The sequence below is a fragment of the Phycisphaeraceae bacterium genome (genome assembly GCA_020639155.1).
Lineage (GTDB): Bacteria > Planctomycetota > Phycisphaerae > Phycisphaerales > UBA1924 > JACKHF01.
The window spans coordinates 119,929-139,322 of sequence record JACKHF010000001.1 but is presented as its reverse complement, the minus strand read 5'-3'; the positions used below and the strand labels follow the sequence as shown (position 1 = coordinate 139,322).

Sequence of the window (19,394 nt, the reverse complement as noted above, 5' to 3'; positions counted from 1 at the left end):
GGACCTCGGGCGATGCCCGCGGTTCATTCCAGCAGAGTCGTCAGATAGTCCGATGTGTGCACGGGGACAAAGGGTGATTGTGCGCACAACCGCGATCTGTAGGACATCCCGTGCTCGAATCGGTCAGAAAACTCTCACATCAGTTCGGTCCGGTTGCGGTGCAAGCCGCGCGTGGGCTTTATAAGTCCCGTCTGCCGCAGATGGCAGCTGCGCTTGCCTACCGCACTATCTTTGCTCTTGTGCCGGTCATCATCATTGGCTTGGTTGTGCTGAGACTACTCATCGTCGACGAGACCGAGTTGCGCAATCGCATGAACAGCGCGGTCGACTTTCTGGGATTGCGACCCTTGGTTGAGGTTGACTCTGGAGCAAGTAGAAAGACGCTCGATCTGATCCCGGAAGATCGTGCCGCACGGACGTTCAGTTTCATGTCTCCTCCGGGCGAAGTGTCGTATGAGCCTGGAGCGGAACTGCTTGAGACACAAGGAACAGAACCTGAGAACGCTGAGCTTTCCCAGACATCCATTGACTCAGTGATTGACGGTATTCTTGCGCACTTTGCGAAAATTCCATTCGGTGCGATCGGTGGGTTCGGTGTACTGTTGTTGGTTTACGCGGCGATTTCGATGCTTGTGGAACTCGAACGCGCATTCAATCAGATCTATCACGCGCAACGGGGCAGGTCGTGGGTGCGTCGTGTGACGCAGTACTGGTCTGTCCTGACGCTTGGCGTGATATTCCTTGTTGCCAGTTTTTATGTTGGGCAGACGTTCACCAACCTTCTCAACAGCTTTGCTGCTGAGGATGGCGTGTTCAGTAGACAGGGATTCGCATTTGGATTGCTCGGATATCTGACGACGGTTGCGATCTCCAGCGCGCTGCTGCTGTTTACCTATAAGACGATTCCGAACGTGCGCGTGCCGTTCGGGCCCGCTGTTATTGGTGCGGTTGTTGCAGCGGTGCTTTGGGAAGCGGGCAAGTGGGGGTTCACGCGCTATCTCTCGTTCTCGACGTCGTACCAGTACATTTATGGATCAATTGCGATCGTGCCATTGTTCATTCTGTGGGTGTACTTGACGTGGCTGGTCGTGCTGTTTGGATTGCAAGTGAGTTACGGCTTGCAGTACGCGTCATCATCGCGCAGCAGCGTGTCTGACAATCAGTCCGGGCCGTCCGTTGTGGATGCGTCGCGGTCGATCGATCTCGCGGTGCTGCTGGCGGAACGCTTCGAGGTTGGAAATGCTGTTGATGCTGAAGAAGCAGCCCAGCGCCTGTCAATGCCGAACGATGTCTGCACGTTGATGCTGGAACGTTTCGAGCGGGCCGAACTGGTCCGTCGGGTGGAGACGCGCGATGCCGACGATGATCCGTCGTGGGTGCTTGCCAGACCAGCGGGCAAGGTGCTTATTGCTGATGTGCTTTCGAGCACAACCGACAGTACTTCGAATGAAGGGACTCTCCCCGATTCTGTTCTCCCTGCCTCGACGAGAATCATGCGATCGATGCGGGATGCCATCGCGGGCAAAACGATCGCGGATTGTTTGCATCGCGAAGAAGTGCCAAGGGACACCCAGCCCACAGCCGCTTCTCAACCCGGAGGCGAGCCAGTTCCTGCCTCCTAGACTGGCAGCATGAGTACCCCATCCGATTCGCTCCACTCCAGTCCCTCCGGTGTTGTGAAAACACTTCGTCCAGTAGAGCAGACAACACCCGCGTCGGGGCTTGTTGATCTGATGGGTGGGGATTCTCGCAGACATATCAGGATTGGTGAGCACGGATTTGTTGCGCTCGTTGATGTCATGCCGCGACTCGTTGAGCCGGCAGATAATGGTACCGCGAGTGCAGATGCAGCGATCGTGCAGGCAGCCCGCGTGTCGTATGGCGCGGGCACGAAGAAGGTGCACGAGGATCGTGGTCTGATTCGGTATCTGCTGCGTCATCGCCACACCACGCCGTTTGAGATGGTGGAGTTCAAGTTCCACGTGTCGATGCCGATCTTTGTGGCTCGCCAGTGGATCCGCCATCGCACCGCGAACGTGAACGAGTACTCCGGCAGATACTCAGAAATGCCGGATCATTTCTATCGCCCGGATGCTGGCGGCGTGCGACTGCAGAGCACCACGAACAAGCAGGGAGGTGAGGAAACGATTCCCGCAGGTTCGCAGACGGAAGGTTCGTTCTTCGAGTACCTCGATCGTGCCGAAGCCCTCTACGAGGAGTACCAGCAACTCATGGAGAAGGGTGTGAGCCGCGAACTTGCTCGCATCGCGCTCCCGCAGAGCGTGTTCACGCAGTGGTACTGGAAGTGCGACTTGCACAACACGCTCCGATTCCTGTCGCTGCGCATGGACTCGCACGCGCAGAAGGAGATCCGCGATTACGCCGAGGCGATGTGCCAGTTGATCGAGCCGTTGTGCCCATTCACAATCGAAGCGTGGCGTGACTACGAACTCGAATCCGTCCATCTGACGCGACTTGAGATCGAGGCGATCCGCGAGCAGGCAAAGAGTTGCGAAAAATCGTGCGAGATCGAGTTGAAGACAACCAATAAGCGCGAGCAGGCAGAGTGGGATGCGAAACGCGCAGCTCTCGGCTTCGAACGCGCACAGGCGTGAACACTTACACAAACTTCGCGACAACGAGTGTGATGTCATCGAGCGCGTCAGCGTCGCCACGGAACGTGTTGACAGCATCCACGAGCGCATCGAGAATGTCTGATGCGCTGCGCGAGATGTGATCGTGGATAACCTTCTCCATGCGCGACTTTCCAAACATCTCACCCGCGGCGTTCCTCGCCTCCCAGATGCCGTCTGTGCCAAGCATGATGACCGAGCCGGGTTGGATGCTTGTCCGCTTGAACTGTTCGTAATGGAAGTGGGGCTCGATCCCGAGCGGGATGCCGCTGCCGTGCAGGTGCTCAATCGTACCTTTGGGGGATATGAGGACAGTTGGATCGTGCCCTGCACAGACCCATTGTAGTGTGCGCGCCTGCCCATCCATCAGCATCCAGCAGAGTGTCATAAACCTGCCATGCGACACATCTGCAGCGAGTTGGCGGTTGATATCAGTCACCCGTCGCGCCATGGTTTCAGCGACGTCGTGCTCGCCAGCGCGTGATCGGAGCATCGCGCGGGCGGATGTCATGAGCAATGCTGCAGCAATCCCGTGTCCGGTGACATCACCGATGGCAATACCCACGCGGCCATCGTCGACCGGTCCCACTTCGAGAAAGTCGTAGTAATCTCCCCCGACCTCGTCGCACGGGATGGATTTGCCGGCAAGTTCGAGTCCGGGCACATTCGGTGCAACCGCTGGGAGCAGATGCTGCTGGACCTCCATCGCAAGATCGAGCGCGCTGCGGACGCGCATGTGGTCGCGAAGGCGCGGTGTCATGGTGTTGAACGTTTCGGCGAGTTCCTGAAGTTCATCACCCGTCTGCACATCTGCTTTGGCATCGAGATCACCCGATGCGATTCTGCGTGCAGCATCCATCAGATGGTTGATCGGTTGCGTCAGTCGGCGCACGCCGAGCAGTGTCGAGATAATCACAATACCGAGCACGCCTGCAATAATACCGAGATTCGCAATCAACCTGCTCTTCATGTTGCGGAGAATTTGCTTTGAGGCGTTGTCTGCGTGACGTGTGACGACGTCTTTCGGGATCATCGTAATGATGCCAACGTCAGAGTCTCGCGCAAAGTCGATTGCTGCGGCTGAAGCAAGCATCTCGCGCCCGTTCTTTGTCACGTGGTGGATCGTCACTTCCGTATTCTGGAGAGCATCAACGATGAGCTTTGTGTCTTCTGGTGTATCAAGCGAGAAGAACTGATCTTTCAGCCGTTCACCCTGCTCCACATCGGATGATTCATGACCGGGATGGGCGATGATGAACGGCTCGCCCTTTTCATTCAGACCGTTTCGGGCGATGATGTAGAACTGTGAATCGCGCTGCCAGACTCGATTCGGTGTGAACGAGCTCTGCAACGAGTTGACCGAGACCAGCACTCCCGTCACACCAACATAGTTTCCTTCCGGATCATGCACGAATCGTGCCAGTCCGACCAATACCTTTCCCGTCAGCGGATCTCGAAAAGCTGAAACTCCATTCCCGTTCACTACACCTGCCGCGATTTGTTGAAGGAAGGATTGCATGAATGGGAGCTCGCGCGCATCAAAGCCGTCGGGCAGCTGTGTGCCTGGGTACCACGCACTGGATCCGCTCTTCAGAACAGCAAACTGCCAGGTTGCGATGTCTCTCAGCGAGAAATAGATCGAGTTCAGCACGACGGTCAATGATGCAAGCCGGAGCGCGTCATCATCAGCAGAATCTCCTCTTGGGTCAACAACAGGTCTGTCGTATGCCACCATCAGGTCGGGTCTTGTGTTCTTGTCTGCTTCGGGGTGCAGCACCATCTCGAGTGTCGCGTTCTCGGCGAAGTCATTGGATGTCATCAGAAAGACGCGGTTTGCCTCGTTCGGCTCGTTCGCGAGCATCTGCTCGAGTTCGAGTTGCTGGATAATGCATCCCGAGATGATCTGGCGCGTTGATCTGTTGAATGTCTCGGCAATGCGTTCGGTGTCGTACTGCAGGCGCTGCATTGCCTCGTTGAGCAGATCCTTGCGCTGTTCGGATGCGATACGACTCCCGAGAAGACGGAGTGATCCTTGCCCGACCACCATCATGATGACCATCGGGAGAAGTGAGGCGAGCAGCAGGGCGGTTAACAGCTTGGCACGTAGGGACATGCAGGCTCCTTCCGGCAACAGGACACCGGTGCAGGACAATAGGAGGGATGAATCTCTAAACTAGAATGGCACAGGGAGATCGCTGAAATCGTCGTCAGTGTCTTCTCTATCTTCGTCGCGCTCGCGCGGAAGCGCAGCTGCACTGATATCATGTGTGGGTGGGTGATTGGCCTCGTCCGGGTCAACCTTGCGAAAGCTTGATCGAAACTCGATTCCCTGCGATGTATCAGCAACAGGCTTTGCCTCGATTGTGCGTGCTCGCTGCACGAACTCGTCGGGTACATCGTCACGCCGATACCCGACGCGGTTCTCGAAGCGGGTGATGTTCTCGTTCCATTTCAGTTTGACCACGCCGGTGGGGCCGTTTCGTTGTTTGACAACGAGCAACTCAGCCGTGCCGACCTTATCCGCATTTTCCGGGTCTTCCGCCCACGACGGATCGTTGCGGTGGTAGTAATCCTCGCGATGGATAAGCATCACCACATCGGCGTCCTGTTCGATCGAGCCCGATTCGCGCAGATCACTCATGCGCGGACGATGCCCCTCTCGCTGCTCGCTTCCGCGGTTGAGCTGCGCAAGTGTGATGATCGGCACGTTGAGTTCACGCGCAAGCGCCTTGATGCCGCGACTGATCGCCGAGACTTCGACCTGGCGCGACTCGCGTGCGAGTCCGGGAGCGCTGAGCAACTGGAGATAGTCAACAACAAGGCACTTGACATGGTGTTGTGCGAGCATGCGCCGTGCGCGCGCACGCAGCCCGAGGATAGAAAGAGCAGGCGTGTCGTCGATGACGATGGGCGCTTCACCAAGAATAAACGATTTCTGGATGACCCTTGTTAACTCGGTCTTTGTCAGTCCACCGGTGCGGAGTTTCTGTGAATCAGCACCAGTGAATGAACTGACAAGGCGCTGTGTCACCGCATCCTTTGACATTTCAAGGCTGAAAACCCCCACAGCAACGTGGTCCTTTGGATTGCCCGTGTGCTCGTTGGGCGCTCGTCCACCGAATGCGATCTGCTCAGCCATGTTCAGTGCGATCGCTGTTTTGCCCATCGATGGACGTCCAGCGAGCACCAGCATCTCGCCGCCTTTCAGGCCCGAGAGCATCTCGTCGAGATCGTGGAACCCGGTCGCAAGACCGAGCAGCCTCGTGCCATCAGATTTCTCGATGCGTTCGATCTCGGCCATCAGCAGTTCGCTGAGTCGTTGCGGGTCTGACTTCTCGTCGCGTTCCGCGATCTTGAAGATCTCGCCCTCAGCCCAGTCGATGATCTGACGCACGCCCTCGGCGTCGTACTCACCCGCGCTGTGCGCCTCATAGGCGATCGTGCCCGCCGTTTGGATGAGCTGGCGCAGGCGCGCCTTGGCGGCCACGATCTGCGCGTAGTACTTCGCGTTGGCGCTGGTGGGGGAGTCCTCGGCCAGTTTGACCAGAAACTCCGGCCCGCCGATGTTCTCAATCGCGGTGTGCTTTGTAACAGCCTCAACCAGTTGCACAAGGTCTGCACTCTGGTGCTTCTCGTAGAGTTCGATGACCGAGCGGAAGATGATGCCGTGTGAATCTGAGAAGAAATCGTCGCTCGAACTCACATACGGCAGCACTTCGGCAACCGCTGACGGATCGACAATGATCGCTCCGAGCAGCGCCATCTCAGCCGACAGCGAGTGCGGCGGTTGGCGTTCAAGGATCGACTTCACCTCGACTGCGCTACGCGACTGGCGTTTGTCTCGGCGGGATTGTCTGGGATTGCCTTCGTCCATTTCGAGGATCGTCTGCATGAATCCTTGTTGATTCCAGAACATGACAAGTGGCTGCCTCACATCACAACAGATGCCATAATCCCCGCAAGAATTAAACATGTAAACGACATCCGAACAAGGTTCGAACCTACCATTGTGCATGTCAGATATCAACGAGTTTCAGCTTGCTGTTGACCCCACCCGGAACGATGGTCGCGGCCTGCCGGCCGAGTTGCCGGAGTCGCCCATGCCGACGCTTGCCAAGTGGCTCGACCACGCGACGAGCGAGCGTGTGCAGCCGAACCCCAACGCGATAGTGCTGTCGACAGTTGGCGCTGACAACAGGCCGAGTGCTCGTCTGGTGCTGTGCAAGTTCCTTGATCCTGATCGGGGCACGCTGAAGTTTCACACCAACTACACATCGAAGAAGGCGCAGGACATCGACGCAAATCCGCACGTCGCGCTGACGTTTCACTGGGACACACTCGAACTGCAGGCACGGATCGAGGGCATTGCAACGCGCACGCCCGAAGCGGAGAGCGAGGCGTACTTTCTGACACGGCCGTGGGTCAGAAAGGTTGGCGCGTGGTCGAGCGATCAGTCCCAGCCGATCGCGTCCCGTGATGCCATGATGGCAAAGGTGCGCGCAGCAATGGAGCGGTTTGGGATCGACCCTGAGAATCCGCCCGCGCACAATGCGAAGATCGACATCCCGCGCCCTTCCAACTGGGGCGGGTACAGCGTGACTGCGCTTCGTGTTGAGCTCTGGGTTGGCGGTCTCGGTCGCGTGCACGATCGCGCGGCGTGGGAGCGAGCGGATGCAGCGAGCCCGTGGAATGCGACCAGGTTACAGCCGTAACAGTTGATCGGTCTGTTTCATTTGTGACATCTGTACTGGTTGTGCGGCTTGCCGCGCACGGTGTGCGCGTCGGTTTGGTGGCGGCGCGGATGTGTTGCGTGCATAGTGCATCTGTTCCGTCTTCCAGACAGAGAGAGACACCGTGCAGAACTGGGAGAAAAGAAAAGCTAGTGGGGATGTGTCGATGCGCAGGACGCGTGTCGATGGGGCGATCAGTTTCCAGCGGATGATCCGGCATCGCACATGGACAGGACTCGCGATGCTTGCAGGCCTGGTGCCAATCGCTGGCTGCGTCGCCCCAATCCCTTACCGGCATCAGGGCAGCGCGATGGTGCCCGCACTCGACGGTCGCAACGTTAACGCGCCGTCGTGGAATGTTGTATTCTCGCCAATAGACACGTACGACCAGTCACTGCTCTCTCGCAACGATGCGTATCTCAACGCGTCATCGGGCGGATCGAGCGCGTGGCAGCGTGCAGAACGTGCTGCCGACGCACCAACACTTGACAGTTACAGGCACCTGCATCTCCATCGGTCGCCCGATCGGTATCTCTACTTCAATCGCTCGTATCGTCAGTACAACCGCGGATTTGCACCGAACTGGAATAACGGTGGGTACAACAACTGGCGCTGATAGATATATGTCACTCCGGCGCTGCGATCTTTTTCACGTCTACCTTCAGCACCGCGTGCCCCATGATCTCAAAGTACTCAACACGGAAGGTTACATCCTTTCCGTTCGGGTGCTCAACTGGGTCGACAGTTATGGTTGCGTTATCGTGTTCCGGGGCGTGATGTGTCCAGTTCTCGATAATGATCGCGCCGTCTGCGTGTACTCGGATTCCGTCGTCCGAGACAGTTTCAACCGACCATGTGCCGGGTGAGAGATGGGCAGTTGTTTCCGCGACGATGCCGAAGTAGTCGCGTTGTGTGTCTGCTCCTTCAAAGAACACTACCTCGTTTGCATTCTCAAGCACGCGCGTGATGGCTTGCTTCGGACCGGAGCCGCCAAAGGTCAGGTCGAGCGTAGACACTGTTCCGACCCAACTGGTTGTTGTGTCCTGCCACTGCAATTCATCGTCCGGCGGCGCGGGCTGCTGTGTTGCTGGATCCGGTGTCCACGGGAATGTGCGAATCTGCCATGGCATGCGCGAAAACTCACCGATGAGATCGAATACCTCGTCATTGTGCGTGATACGGATGTCATATGGCACGATGTTCTCACCTTGTACCGCGTCAACGAGCACGCGCGATACGGCAAGATCAGGCGAGGACTTCTGGCTCGGCATCGGTTCGATGCGCACACCCACACCCGAGTCGTAGACCTGATCAACGGCTGTGCCGAACCACATTGGCGACTTTGAGTAAATGCGGTATTCGTGCGTGCCGCTCCCGGGGGTCTTCGGTCGTGCGACCACAGTTGGCGCTTTGTGATCCCACGGGAACCATTCCGTCATGACAATGTTCTGTCGACCCGCAAGATGCTTGCGCGCGCCAACAGCCTGCAATGTGCCGGGTACAGAGCGTGGCGGCTGTTCACCCATCGAATCGATGAGCCACTGCTCGGTTGTGTGCTCCACTGATATGTCTGGCGGTACGTCCTCGCCGATCTGCACACCGACGAAGGTGTTTGCCGAGATCCGTGTATCTTGAAAGTGGATTTTTTCGCCGCGATTGATCGCGTCGTCACGGATCTGGATCCCCACCTTGTCTGCGCGGAAGGCATTGTTTACAACACGATTTGAACGCAACGGCCCGTAGTTGAGCTTGTACCACGGCACACCAGCAAGCCCACCCGGATCATCCCACCACAGGTGCACACCACACTCGTTGGAGACGAACCGATTGGACACGATGGTGTTGCGCTTGCTGTGCTCGATATTGATGCCGCCCCGTTCGAGTCCATATCCCTTGTCGCCATTTCGCTCGAACAGATTGTGCGTGATGGCTGTATCCTGCGAGAAACCGCCCCAGATACCGCAGATCGCATTGCCAATGAAAGTGTTGCCCGAAATCGTGTTGTCAAAGGAGAATGTGAGTTCAAGTCCATGCGCAGCTGCATACGAGAAATCGTTACCAAAGAACTGGTTGCGGTTGTTGCCCATCTTGCTGGGCATGGTTTGGTTTGGTTCGAGGAACTCGCCGAGCGCCTCGCGCCCAGCAAAGGCAAAGAGCCCGTCCCCCGAATGTGTTGCAGAGTTTTCCGCGATAATGTTGTCGTTGCACTGCTCGAACATGAGAATGCCGGCTGAGTCCTGTCCCCGGTTGTAGATATCGTGCGAGTATCCACGGATGCAGAAATCGGTCTGGTTCCGCGCGATGATGTTTCTGCTGGAACGCCACATCGCGATGCCCCATCCGGACAGAAACGAGAAGTCATTGTCATAAATGCGCGAATCGGTCACTCGATCGAGAATCAATCCGTTCTGCCGGCGTCGGGTGTAGCAGTTTCGTACTGTGACATCGCTTGAGTTCTCTATGCAGATGGCTGCCCCGTGCTGGGTTACCCACTCGCGATCATCATTGTTGTGCGGGAAGAGCCAGTCGCCCGAGTCCTCACGCTCGGGTGTTGATTTCAGTCGTTGCGCGTATCCACCAGCGACATCACATCGGTCGAGTACGAGCCCGTCCGCGTTCACCGCGAGGATGTTGACTTTGTACCGATGCGCGTGCGCGTTGCGGAGCGTGACATTCTTCACGTCGCGAATGACATATCCGATGCCTGACTTTCTGTCCCAGTTGTCGCGTTCGGGGTCCGCAATCAGTTCTGCCTCGCCATCAACGCACTCGATGGTGATGTCGCTTGCAGCAATGTGTACAACGCCATTGTTGTTCGAGTCTGGGATGAACACGCCCTTTGGCACGATAAGTCTGCACGACTGGCTGATGATGACGTCGTCGTGATCAACGATGACGGTCGGCAGATCGATCTGCTGGGCTTGGGCAATGCCGAACAAACCAGCAACAACAGTCAGGCTTGCGATGCGTGGAACAAAGCGATGGCTCATCATGTCCGTAGGATATGTATCAAAGCGGGCTGGCGGGACAAGCAGACCCCGTCGTGTCCGTTCATCAGAACACAGCACAACAAGGGAGTTGATATGGATAGCACAGCACAGAGGTTGTTCTCGCGTAAAGGGATTGTTTCGGGCTTGGCTGTCGGGTTGGGGTTGATTGCAGGATTCAGCACGATGACTGCTGCGACGGCGCCGGGGCGTATTGCGTCGTACAACGCGATCAGCAATGCGGACGCCGAAGCAATCGACACCACGATCAAACGCTTGTATGCGTGCATCTCGGGGCCGAAGGGCGCAGAGCGGGACTTTGAGACGCTCCGCGCAGTACACACGGAAGATGCGCGCATGACGGTCGTCAGGCCGAGCGGTGCAGGTCCGTTCGTCATGACTGTTGATGAATACATCGAACGTGCGGGAGAGATGCTGGTCAACTCCGGTTTCCGTGAGAAAGAGATCCATCGTGAGACGCAGGTCTTTGGGGGTATTGCGCATGTTTTCAGCACGTATGCGTCGACACATGAGAACGACAAGGGAGAGGAAGTGCCATACTTCCGCGGGATCAACTCCATCCAACTTGTAAAGATTGGTGACGAGTGGAAGGTGTTCTCTATCCTTTGGGACAATGAGACCGGCACAAACAAGATACCGGCGCAGTACGATGAGGGTGCAGGCCAACTGCACGAGCATGCAGATCATGACGATGAAGATGATCATGAGGACCACGACGACGATGATGACGATCGTTAAGTGAACAGGAACGAAGTGTCAGAATGCTTCATTCGGGTTTGCCGAGTGAGGCGTTTTTTCGTATTGTGATTCCTGCCAGATGCCACACATACAGGCCCGCAACTGCAGCAACTGCTCCTGTCACAATCAGAATCCATTGTGGTGAACCATGCCGGAGCATGTCGTCTGCATCGCCTGCGTGCGTGAATGAACCACACGCGATGTAGCAGCCGTTGACAACAAGACAGAATCCAGCAACGAACTGAGACCATATACCGTAACGCTTGTGTACAGACTTGACACCAAGCCACAGAATCACGGGGAGCGTGCAGCCGACGACCATGCCACCCCATGCGACAAACAAAGGCGATGGGTTCTTTAAGAGATGTGTCTGAGAAAATCCAACGAGTGGGAATGATACGTGCGAGACAGTACCACCTGAGAACACTGCAAAGACCACATGTCCGAGTTCATGTAACGCTATCATGCAGAGCCAGCAGAGATAGAGAAAGAGGCAGTACTTACATGATGTTCGGAGTAAGTAATGACAAGGCTTGGGCATAGCAGACTCAGGTGGTTATCTGTTTAGAAGAACATTCGTACCCCGGTACGATGGGTATCCAACATCTGACATGTTTTTTGTAAGCTTGATACTCAGTGCTGAATCTACACTGGAGATCATGCTCTTCCAATGGACGCAGAAAAAAGTTCCAGACGATCCCTCCGAGGAGCACATAGATTGTAGCAACGGGTGAGCCAAGCCATAGCGCAACAGCCGCGCCTTGCGTCAGGCCGCCAATGGCCATCGGATTCCTGACATGCTTGTATGGTCCTTCAATGACAAGCAGTCGTGCCGACTCAAGGGGGATGGGTGTGCCCTTTCCAATCCGCGCCATAATGTATCCGCTCATTAGCCCGAGTGAACCACCCATGATGAAGATGAAAACGCTGGCAACACGCAGCAGGGGTGGCGTTTGAAATGTCGGAATGCGCGCATTGCGCTCGAGTGCGTGCAATCCAGCGGGGAGTAACACAAGCAGCGTGAGCCAGAACAATGCGGATTGCAACAGCGTGCGCGCCAGAATCTGGTGATCGGCCCGCACTTGTGACACACGAAACAACTTTGATATTGCTCTCTCAGAACTCACGAGAATCGTGCACGCGATCGACATGCACAGTGACAACACCATCAGGACTGTGCCAAGCCATCCCTCGTTTGTGTACAGGCTTGCGCCAAGTATGAGCAGGAATGCGTATGACGCGATACCAGCAACAGAAGCGCAGGCTAGGCCAGCAAGCTTTGAACTCCGAACGCAGATAGTTGCAGCTACGCACGAACCGATTGCGAACAGTGAGATATCAGCTACTGCAATCGGGATGATCCAGTCCTGTGCAAACTGCTCGGGGAGAAACCAGTGACGTGAAGATGGAGATGCAAGCAGCAGAACCCACCACAGCATGCCTGAAACACCCTGAATGCACAGGTAGTTTGCTGCAACACGCCTGACAACTGGGTTCCATTGGTGCTTTGCTGTCATGCATGCTCCGGTCTTCAGGATTATCATAGAATCCTGCACATTGGATTTGCTGAAACTGGAGAAGTTGATTGACCGACACCAACTCACAACCCAACGTGACCGCTTCTGATGCCCTCACTCGACTGAAAGAGGGAAACCAGCGCTTTGCTGCTGGCATCCAACGGAGTCTGGATACGAGCGAGACCCAGCGAAGCGCACTGCTCGCGGGTCAGAAACCCTTTGCGATTATCCTTGGGTGTTCGGACTCGCGCGTGCCAGCAGAGATTGTGTTCGATCAGGGGCTGGGTGATCTCTTCGTTATCCGAGTTGCTGGAAATGTTGTCGCGCCCTCTCAGATCGGCAGCGTGGAGTTTGCGGTTGAGCAGTTCGGTACGCGGCTTGTCGTTGTGATGGGGCACTCGCAGTGTGGCGCAGTCATCGCATCATTGCAACAGCTTGAACGCCCGTCTGCCCAGCGATCACCCAACCTGCGATCCATCGTGGACAGGATCGAGCCAGCAATCGAGCCGCTGCTTGAAACAGAACTCAGACATCATCCGGATGCACTTCTTGAGAAAGCCATCCGTGCCAATATTCGTGCAGCCGCTGGGCATCTTCGTCATGGATCGCAGATTATTGAGAGCCTCATCGAACACGATGGGCTTCTGGTTGTTGGCGCTGAGTATTCGCTTGAGACCGGTGTTGTACATTTCTTCGATCAGTAGTTGTAAGAAGTTATGGTGCCAGAATGCTTTTCATTGCGCCAGCCATCCATTTGCGGCGCGTGTCCGTCAGAATGGATGCAAATCGCACGATCTTGTCAGTTTCAATGACAATGCATGGCTGTGACTGGTCGTTCTGTGTCCATGTGGTTTTGCCAAGTTTGACAGACTTGATTTCGTTAAGATCAAACCGTCGCTTCCAGCCGATCGGACCGACACCGGTAAACGCTTCCACGGACGATCCCTTGATACGAACCCTGCACGTGCCGAATGCGCTGGTAAAGACAACCGAGAGCAACGTGAAGCCAATAAGGATGAACGGAGTCAGGAAAATCCAGAGAAAAATCAGCATGAACAATGGCATGGATGAAGCACTGCCGCTGGACTGAAACTTCGGTATCCATGAGGGCAGCTTAATCCCAAGGTGCGCGAGTGTGTTCGCAACTGCAAGCCCGACAAAGATCGATACGATCGAGTTCCAGAATCCAGCAACGAACAACGCGCCAAGTGTCTTGCCGATGGATCGAGCGCTTGCGCGTATCACAATCTCATTGATATTTTCATCAATGCGGCAGCCGGATGGTGGGGTTGTCAAATCAACGTGCGGAACTTCTACGGCACTTGAGATGCCTTCAACAATGTCTGATAGCTTACTGAGTTGATCGCATGCTCTGCAGAATGCGATGCCCTCCGAGATGTTGACATCCTCTTCAGGAATGAGTGCAGAGCAATGGGTGCAGTAGAGATGGGCCATGGGTCTGATATCGTTCTTTGCGTCACTGGGAGAGTCCGAATCCTGTTCAGCCCGCCTTGTTTCTGTCGGTTATTCTGACATTCGTCTTCAAGGAACACAGACCAAAGCAGACTCACGATCAATACCGCAACTCAGCTCACAATGGCAGGTGGATGTCCTTGATAAAAAATGAACAGGGAACGAAATCCAGATACACGCTTTATCACCCCTTCGGTTTGTTCGATACAGGGGTGTCCGGCTCAGTTGTCCGGTTCCAGATCTTCCATAACTTCCGAAGGACAGAGATCGTTGTCGCCCGCGGATTACGCCAGCCTTACCCGGCATACACCTGTTCGTGTGCTCACGGCAGCGTGCGTATGTACTGTGCTGATGCTTGCCTGGCTCGGGTGGCGCATTTACAACCTTGATCGCACGTCAAATCTCCAGCTCCAAAGGAACGAGGAAATAGCGTCTCTGCGGGGGATCATTTTGTACCTTGATGAGGTGCTGACAACGTCCGCGCGGATGGCTGTCGTGACAGGTGATTTGCAATGGGAATCACGATATCGTCGATACGAGCCACAGCTCGATGCAGCGATTCAGCGAGCGATGCATGCGGCACCAGAAGCATATCGCGGTGAAGCAGCGGCTGAAACGGAAGCAGCAAACACTCGCCTTGTTGCTATGGAATCAAGAGCCTTTGATCTTGTACGCGAGGGCAGACTCACAGAAGCCTACGACATTGTTTTCAGTGACGAGTATGAAGAGCAGAAGCATATTTACTCTCTGGGCATGGTGCGTTTTTCACTTACACAGCAAGAAGATCTGAGACTCTCTGAACTGCGAGGTGAGATCGCGTACCTGCATGAAGCAGTTGCGATGTCGATAAAGCTGGCGGTTTCTACAGGTGATGTGCGATGGGAAGATCGTTATAGAATGCTTCAGCCACAACTAAACACGGCTTTACGGGAAGCTATGAGCATTGAGCGATCGACAACTGGCCGTATCTCATCTGTGTCAGCTCAGACAAACGAAGCTGGAGCGGCACTCGTGCGAATGCAGAACCAGGCATTTGGATTCGTGATGCATGGTCAGTTGAGCCACGCGCAGCAGTTGCTCGCAAGTCGAACATATCGTGACTATGAGCAAGTCTATTCAGAAGGTGTTGGTGCGCTCAATGAGCGCCTCAAAGCGATTGCAGAAGACCGAGAAAACACGCGTGGTGTTCATACCGCGATGCTTCTTTCCGCTGTAGCACTCGTTCTTTGTGTGATTACGGTTGGTTGGTGGATTGTGCTCAGGCTTATACGAAGCTGGCAGGCAGAACTTGTGTCGTCAAATGTCAGGTTGATCGAGCAAGGCTTTGCATTGAGCGAAGCGCGCAAGATTGCAGAGTCAGCAAGCGGATTCAAGAGTGATTTTCTTGCCAATATGAGTCATGAGGTCAGAACGCCAATTGCAGCTATCCTTGGATTTGTTGATGTGATCGCTCCGAACCCCGATGATCCACAGAGCATTGATGCAATAGCCACGATCCGTCGCAACGGCGAACACCTGCTCCATATCGTGAACGACGTGCTTGATCTGTCCAAGATCGAGGCTGGCAAAATGACTGTCGAGCGGATGGAATGCAATCCGATGCAGCTTGTTGAGGATGTCAGGATGCTGATGGCGGGGCGTGCTCAGCAAAAGGATGTGAACCTCACAGCAAAGTTTGAGGCTGGCGTGCCTGCGCGAGTGATGACGGATCCAGTGCGTCTGAAGCAGATTCTCATTAATGTCTTTAATAACGCTATAAAGTTTACGGAGCAAGGAAGTGTTGCAGTCGTTGTGCGCTTTATTGAACAACAAGGTGCCGAGGAGCTTCTGCAGTTCGATATCACTGATACAGGAATTGGACTCTCTCCAGAGCAGCTCGCGAGATTGTTCCGTGCATTCACTCAGGCAGACGCTTCAACGACGCGGAAGTTTGGTGGAACAGGTTTGGGGTTGACGATCAGTAAGCAGCTTGCAAAGTTATTGGGAGGCGATGTCTTTGTTCTGCATTCAGAACTCGGGGTTGGTACAACATTCAGAGTCGAAGTCAGCGCTGCCAAGGCGGTGTCAGAAGTTGTCTTTGATTCGAAGACGCAGCATGCACCTCCGGAGTCTGCCGATTCTGCGACTCACTCCAAACTCAGTGGTTACAGAGTGCTGCTCGTTGAAGACGCATTGGACCTGCAGCGCCTTGTCTGCATGATTCTGAGAAAAGCCGGTGCAAACGTGACAGTCGTTGATAATGGGCTTCTCGCAGTAAGAGAGGCTTTGCGCGCGAAAGAGTTAGGGCTCGCTTATGACTGCGTGTTGATGGATATGCAGATGCCGGTCATGGATGGGTATAAGGCCACTGCGGACTTGCGATCACTTGAGTACACAGGTTTGATTATCGCTCTCACTGCACACAGCATGTCGAGTGAGCGAGCTCGCTGCATTCACGCTGGATGTGATGACTATGCAACCAAGCCAGTTGAACGGGAAAGACTCATAGAGTTGATTGCTTCAAATGTGCAACACGGGAAATCAGCAGCATAGCCTGCCTCTATAACACCTGTCGACAAACGACTTTATCACGTTGCCTTGTTCAGATTTGTGCATTTCTGTCAAATGCAACACACAAGGTAGTAGGTGAAGTTCTTATTTGGGGCCAGCTAATCCCCACTTTGTTGGGTTGCGGCCCAATAAGAAGTAGGCATTATGAGTTTTATTGGTTTGAATTAATCGTCTGAGGGTTATTGCTCGGTAAATACGATGATTACTGAGATCACATCTCAATCAGCATCCGATGCTCCGTCTGTGCCAACGTGCGCGGGAGTAATCGTATGGACAATGCAAAGATACTTCTCATCGATGATGACTCAGATCATCAGCAGCTGGTTCTTTTGGCGCTCCGAAAGAGCAAGCCGGATGTAGATGTCGTTTCTGTCACAACGCGCTGGCAGTTTCTCGAAGCATTGCGCAGAGAAGAATACGACTGCATCGTGCTTGACTTCAATCTCCCACCTTTTACCGCGCCGGAGCTGATTCGGGAGATTGAGGATGAGCAGCCCGAAATACCCAGAATTGTGATCTCATCAAGTGAGGAGCAACGTGTTGTTGTCGAATCACTTCGCCACGGCGTTGCGGACTTTGTTCATAAGGCCGATGCGGTGTGCGGAGACATATTGTGGAGACGGGTTGAGGAGGCGATTGAGATCGCGCAAGTCAAACATCGCGAGCGGCGAAGACTGAATCGAAGGTTGAAAGTGCTGCAAAGACAGGCGGAAACCGATCCGCTCACTGGACTTTCCAATCGACGGTTTACAGAGCGAATGCTGAATGGAGAGCCAAGACAAACAGATCGTCGAGCGCTCACTGCGTTGATAATGGTAGATCTGGACAGGTTTAAATCTGTCAATGACACACTTGGTCATGCTGCTGGTGATGCGCTTCTGAAGGACGTGGCGGACCTTATACGATCCAAGGTTATGCCCACTGATACTGTTGCGCGATGGGGTGGTGAAGAGTTTCTTATTATCCGGCAATCCGAAACGCTTGCAGATGCATGGGTTTGGAGTGACAATCTTCGCCGAGCCATCACCTCAGATATTCGCATCGACGATCCTGTCCGGGCCGTCACCGCAAGTATTGGTGTTGCAGTGTTGCCGACGAACTCACTCTGCGAGGACTCTGTCACGCAAGCGGATCATGCGATGTATCTGGCGAAGGAATCTGGACGCAATCGTGTCTGCACCTGGCCAATGGTTGTTGCAATAGATGCTGCGTCTGATGCTCAAATGCACGCTGAGTTGCCAGCTCGAAAGAGGTTAGAGCTGGTGATTGATTCGCTGAGAGACTCGCTTGGTACAGTGCAACTTGAGCACGTGGGTGAGCATGGTGTCGCAGTCCGCAATGTGTGCGAACAGATTGCGAATATAATGCTTGATGATCCGGATGAACGTGAGGACTTGTTGCTCGCTGCCGAGTTCCATGATATTGGCAAGATAGCTCTGACGGAGCGCGTGCTGGCACTCCCCCGCGCTCTGACAGAAGGTGAACGTCGATTCGTAGACCAGCATGCACGCATTGGTGCCGAAATTCTTCATGCTTGCGGTGTGAATAACCGTGCGAGCGCGACAGTGGAGTTCCATCATACTCGATTTGATTCCTCCAGCCCGACACAAGTGCAGGACGAGTTGCATCCACCCCTTGAGTCAATCCTCTCAGCGTGCGATGCATTTGTAGCAATGCTCAGCAATCGCCCATACGCGTCTTCTCGCACACGCGCTCAAGCGATAGCCGAACTGAAGCAGGAACGAGGTCAGCAGTTCCATCCGGATGTTGTTGACGCGATTCAAAGCATGGAGGAATCCGAGCTCTTGCAGATTTGAGTATCAAAGACAGCAGTGCGTCGCACGTCTGCGGTCACAGGCAGTACGCACGAATCAAATACATCCGAGCAGCCGAATCGCGTAAGACGTACACACGATGGCTGCTCATTTCATAGAGGAAAGGTGGCGGATATGGGCGTGGGTCTTCGCAGTCGAACACGGTACCGGATGAGTCGGGAGAAGGTTGCGTGGGGAGTTGGATTTGGGCGTCCTCTCAACACAGCTATGGTTCGGGATGTGTCAGATTCTGGTATTGGACTTCGGTGCGACGGGGATGTGCAACCCCGTGTAGGAGCAACGATCCGCTTGCTATCGAGACGATCTGATTTTCCCCATCGAGCACGTATTGTTCGAGTGAAGCACGAAGCAGGCGAGACAACTCTGGGTTGTGAATGGGCATCATCAAACGAGCATTGCCCGCCTGAGTTTACACATCACGCCAACAGGCATCGAGTTCGTTCACATTGACGCATGTATGCAGTAGACACGGAAAGATATCCCAATGAAGAGCACAACATCCACATACTCACGAAGAGCTCCCCGGGTCACAAGATCGAGCGCAATGTTCTGGCGTCAGGGGCAATACGATAACTTCGAGATGGGCTGGCTTCTGGAGGCCTCCAATGACGGCTGCGCTTTTGCTTGGCGAGGAGAAGGACCTCCGCAAGTCGGAGCCGTGATTGATGTGTGCCTGGATATGTCTTCATCCCAGCGGGAAACAAAGTCGGCTGTCGTCCGAAGAGTTCGTGTTGCCCATGCAGATATGACGATTATCGCTGCCGAACTTATGAATATTCGCGATTTTCCTCCCGCACTGTCCGCAGTTATCGACGAAACAAAGCCGTTTTCTGCTCGCAAGGAAGCAAGGGACGAGGCGGCTATCTCGCTTGCGACTTCTGCATGAGGGTCGGGTAATAGGAAATCACCC

At 54.7% G+C, this 19,394-nt stretch carries 16 protein-coding genes; 10 read left to right on the top strand and 6 right to left on the bottom strand.

Annotated elements, in window-relative coordinates; translation table 11 throughout:
* The first annotated feature begins 110 nt into the window (after positions 1 to 110).
* Together H6815_00615 and H6815_00610 are read left to right on the top strand one after the other, a co-directional pair.
* Positions 111 to 1,622, top strand: coding sequence for a YihY/virulence factor BrkB family protein (locus tag H6815_00615; GenBank protein ID MCB9858927.1), 1,512 nt, complete (start codon positions 111 to 113; stop codon positions 1,620 to 1,622).
* Positions 1,623 to 1,631: 9 nt separating this feature from the next.
* Positions 1,632 to 2,615, top strand: coding sequence for an FAD-dependent thymidylate synthase (locus tag H6815_00610; GenBank protein ID MCB9858926.1), 984 nt, complete (start codon positions 1,632 to 1,634; stop codon positions 2,613 to 2,615).
* Positions 2,616 to 2,619: 4 nt separating this feature from the next.
* Here H6815_00610 and H6815_00605 read toward each other — a convergent pair whose 3' ends face one another.
* Together H6815_00605 and dnaB are read right to left on the bottom strand one after the other, a co-directional pair.
* Entirely contained in the window at positions 2,620 to 4,746 is a 2,127-nt protein-coding gene (locus H6815_00605; GenBank protein ID MCB9858925.1) for a SpoIIE family protein phosphatase, read from the bottom strand.
* A gap of 60 nt (positions 4,747 to 4,806) precedes the next feature.
* The gene (gene dnaB, locus H6815_00600; GenBank protein MCB9858924.1) at positions 4,807 to 6,525 is read right to left on the bottom strand and encodes a replicative DNA helicase; all 1,719 of its coding nucleotides are present in this window, start codon (positions 6,523 to 6,525) and stop codon (positions 4,807 to 4,809) included.
* Positions 6,526 to 6,646: 121 nt separating this feature from the next.
* Between dnaB and pdxH the strand changes: the two genes are divergently transcribed.
* Positions 6,647 to 7,345, top strand: coding sequence for a pyridoxamine 5'-phosphate oxidase (gene pdxH / locus H6815_00595; protein MCB9858923.1), 699 nt, complete (start codon positions 6,647 to 6,649; stop codon positions 7,343 to 7,345).
* A 184-nt stretch (positions 7,346 to 7,529) separates the two neighbouring features.
* Complete coding sequence (locus tag H6815_00590; protein ID MCB9858922.1) at positions 7,530 to 7,979, top strand: hypothetical protein; 450 nt, start codon at positions 7,530 to 7,532, stop codon at positions 7,977 to 7,979.
* A 10-nt stretch (positions 7,980 to 7,989) separates the two neighbouring features.
* On the opposite strand, the gene H6815_00585 is transcribed toward H6815_00590, so the two are convergent.
* On the bottom strand, positions 7,990 to 10,356 hold the full coding sequence (locus H6815_00585) for a right-handed parallel beta-helix repeat-containing protein (GenBank protein ID MCB9858921.1): 2,367 nt from the start codon (positions 10,354 to 10,356) through the stop codon (positions 7,990 to 7,992).
* A 90-nt stretch (positions 10,357 to 10,446) separates the two neighbouring features.
* Here H6815_00585 and H6815_00580 point away from each other — a divergent pair, with 90 nt between their 5' ends.
* Positions 10,447 to 11,109 (top strand): nuclear transport factor 2 family protein, encoded by a 663-nt coding sequence (locus tag H6815_00580; protein MCB9858920.1) that lies wholly within the window; start codon positions 10,447 to 10,449, stop codon positions 11,107 to 11,109.
* A 28-nt stretch (positions 11,110 to 11,137) separates the two neighbouring features.
* Here the strand turns inward: H6815_00580 and H6815_00575 are convergent, their stop codons facing one another.
* A complete protein-coding gene (locus H6815_00575) occupies positions 11,138 to 11,575 on the bottom strand; it encodes a hypothetical protein (protein ID MCB9858919.1) in 438 nt (145 codons plus the stop codon).
* Positions 11,576 to 11,657: 82 nt separating this feature from the next.
* Complete coding sequence (locus H6815_00570) at positions 11,658 to 12,626, bottom strand: isoprenylcysteine carboxylmethyltransferase family protein (protein ID MCB9858918.1); 969 nt, start codon at positions 12,624 to 12,626, stop codon at positions 11,658 to 11,660.
* Between the two features lie 95 nt (positions 12,627 to 12,721).
* Here H6815_00570 and H6815_00565 point away from each other — a divergent pair, with 95 nt between their 5' ends.
* Positions 12,722 to 13,330 carry a carbonic anhydrase gene (locus H6815_00565; GenBank protein ID MCB9858917.1) on the top strand — a complete coding sequence of 203 codons (609 nt, stop codon included), beginning with the start codon at positions 12,722 to 12,724 and terminating at the stop codon, positions 13,328 to 13,330.
* 10 nt (positions 13,331 to 13,340) lie between these two features.
* Here H6815_00565 and H6815_00560 read toward each other — a convergent pair whose 3' ends face one another.
* Complete coding sequence (locus H6815_00560) at positions 13,341 to 14,081, bottom strand: hypothetical protein (protein ID MCB9858916.1); 741 nt, start codon at positions 14,079 to 14,081, stop codon at positions 13,341 to 13,343.
* Positions 14,082 to 14,450: 369 nt separating this feature from the next.
* On the opposite strand from H6815_00560, the gene H6815_00555 reads away from it, so the two are divergent.
* The 4 genes from H6815_00555 (at position 14,451) to H6815_00540 (ending at position 19,370) form a co-directional block, all read left to right on the top strand.
* Entirely contained in the window at positions 14,451 to 16,631 is a 2,181-nt protein-coding gene (locus tag H6815_00555) for a response regulator (protein MCB9858915.1), read from the top strand.
* 287 nt (positions 16,632 to 16,918) lie between these two features.
* Positions 16,919 to 18,466, top strand: a complete 1,548-nt coding sequence (locus H6815_00550; GenBank protein MCB9858914.1) for a diguanylate cyclase — start codon at positions 16,919 to 16,921, stop codon at positions 18,464 to 18,466.
* Between the two features lie 168 nt (positions 18,467 to 18,634).
* Positions 18,635 to 18,934: a PilZ domain-containing protein gene (locus tag H6815_00545; protein ID MCB9858913.1), complete on the top strand. Its 300-nt coding sequence runs from the start codon at positions 18,635 to 18,637 to the stop codon at positions 18,932 to 18,934.
* Between the two features lie 229 nt (positions 18,935 to 19,163).
* Complete coding sequence (locus H6815_00540) at positions 19,164 to 19,370, top strand: hypothetical protein (GenBank protein MCB9858912.1); 207 nt, start codon at positions 19,164 to 19,166, stop codon at positions 19,368 to 19,370.
* Positions 19,371 to 19,394: the final 24 nt, after the last annotated feature.

Bases quoted from the DNA above. Each gene is read 5' to 3' on its own strand.
- H6815_00605 (MCB9858925.1), bottom strand. From the start codon at position 4,746: ATGTCCCTACGTGCCAAGCTGTTAACCGCCCTGCTGCTCGCCTCACTT.
- dnaB (MCB9858924.1), bottom strand. From the start codon at position 6,525: ATGCAGACGATCCTCGAAATGGACGAAGGCAATCCCAGACAATCCCGC.
- H6815_00575 (MCB9858919.1), bottom strand. From the start codon at position 11,575: ATGATAGCGTTACATGAACTCGGACATGTGGTCTTTGCAGTGTTCTCA.
- H6815_00555 (MCB9858915.1), top strand. From the start codon at position 14,451: ATGCTTGCCTGGCTCGGGTGGCGCATTTACAACCTTGATCGCACGTCA.
- H6815_00580 (MCB9858920.1), top strand. From the start codon at position 10,447: ATGGATAGCACAGCACAGAGGTTGTTCTCGCGTAAAGGGATTGTTTCG.
- H6815_00540 (MCB9858912.1), top strand. From the start codon at position 19,164: ATGTCTTCATCCCAGCGGGAAACAAAGTCGGCTGTCGTCCGAAGAGTT.
- H6815_00570 (MCB9858918.1), bottom strand. From the start codon at position 12,626: ATGACAGCAAAGCACCAATGGAACCCAGTTGTCAGGCGTGTTGCAGCA.
- H6815_00545 (MCB9858913.1), top strand. From the start codon at position 18,635: ATGAGTCGGGAGAAGGTTGCGTGGGGAGTTGGATTTGGGCGTCCTCTC.
- H6815_00610 (MCB9858926.1), top strand. From the start codon at position 1,632: ATGAGTACCCCATCCGATTCGCTCCACTCCAGTCCCTCCGGTGTTGTG.
- H6815_00560 (MCB9858916.1), bottom strand. From the start codon at position 14,081: ATGGCCCATCTCTACTGCACCCATTGCTCTGCACTCATTCCTGAAGAG.
- pdxH (MCB9858923.1), top strand. From the start codon at position 6,647: ATGTCAGATATCAACGAGTTTCAGCTTGCTGTTGACCCCACCCGGAAC.
- H6815_00550 (MCB9858914.1), top strand. From the start codon at position 16,919: ATGGACAATGCAAAGATACTTCTCATCGATGATGACTCAGATCATCAG.
- H6815_00585 (MCB9858921.1), bottom strand. From the start codon at position 10,356: ATGATGAGCCATCGCTTTGTTCCACGCATCGCAAGCCTGACTGTTGTT.
- H6815_00590 (MCB9858922.1), top strand. From the start codon at position 7,530: ATGCGCAGGACGCGTGTCGATGGGGCGATCAGTTTCCAGCGGATGATC.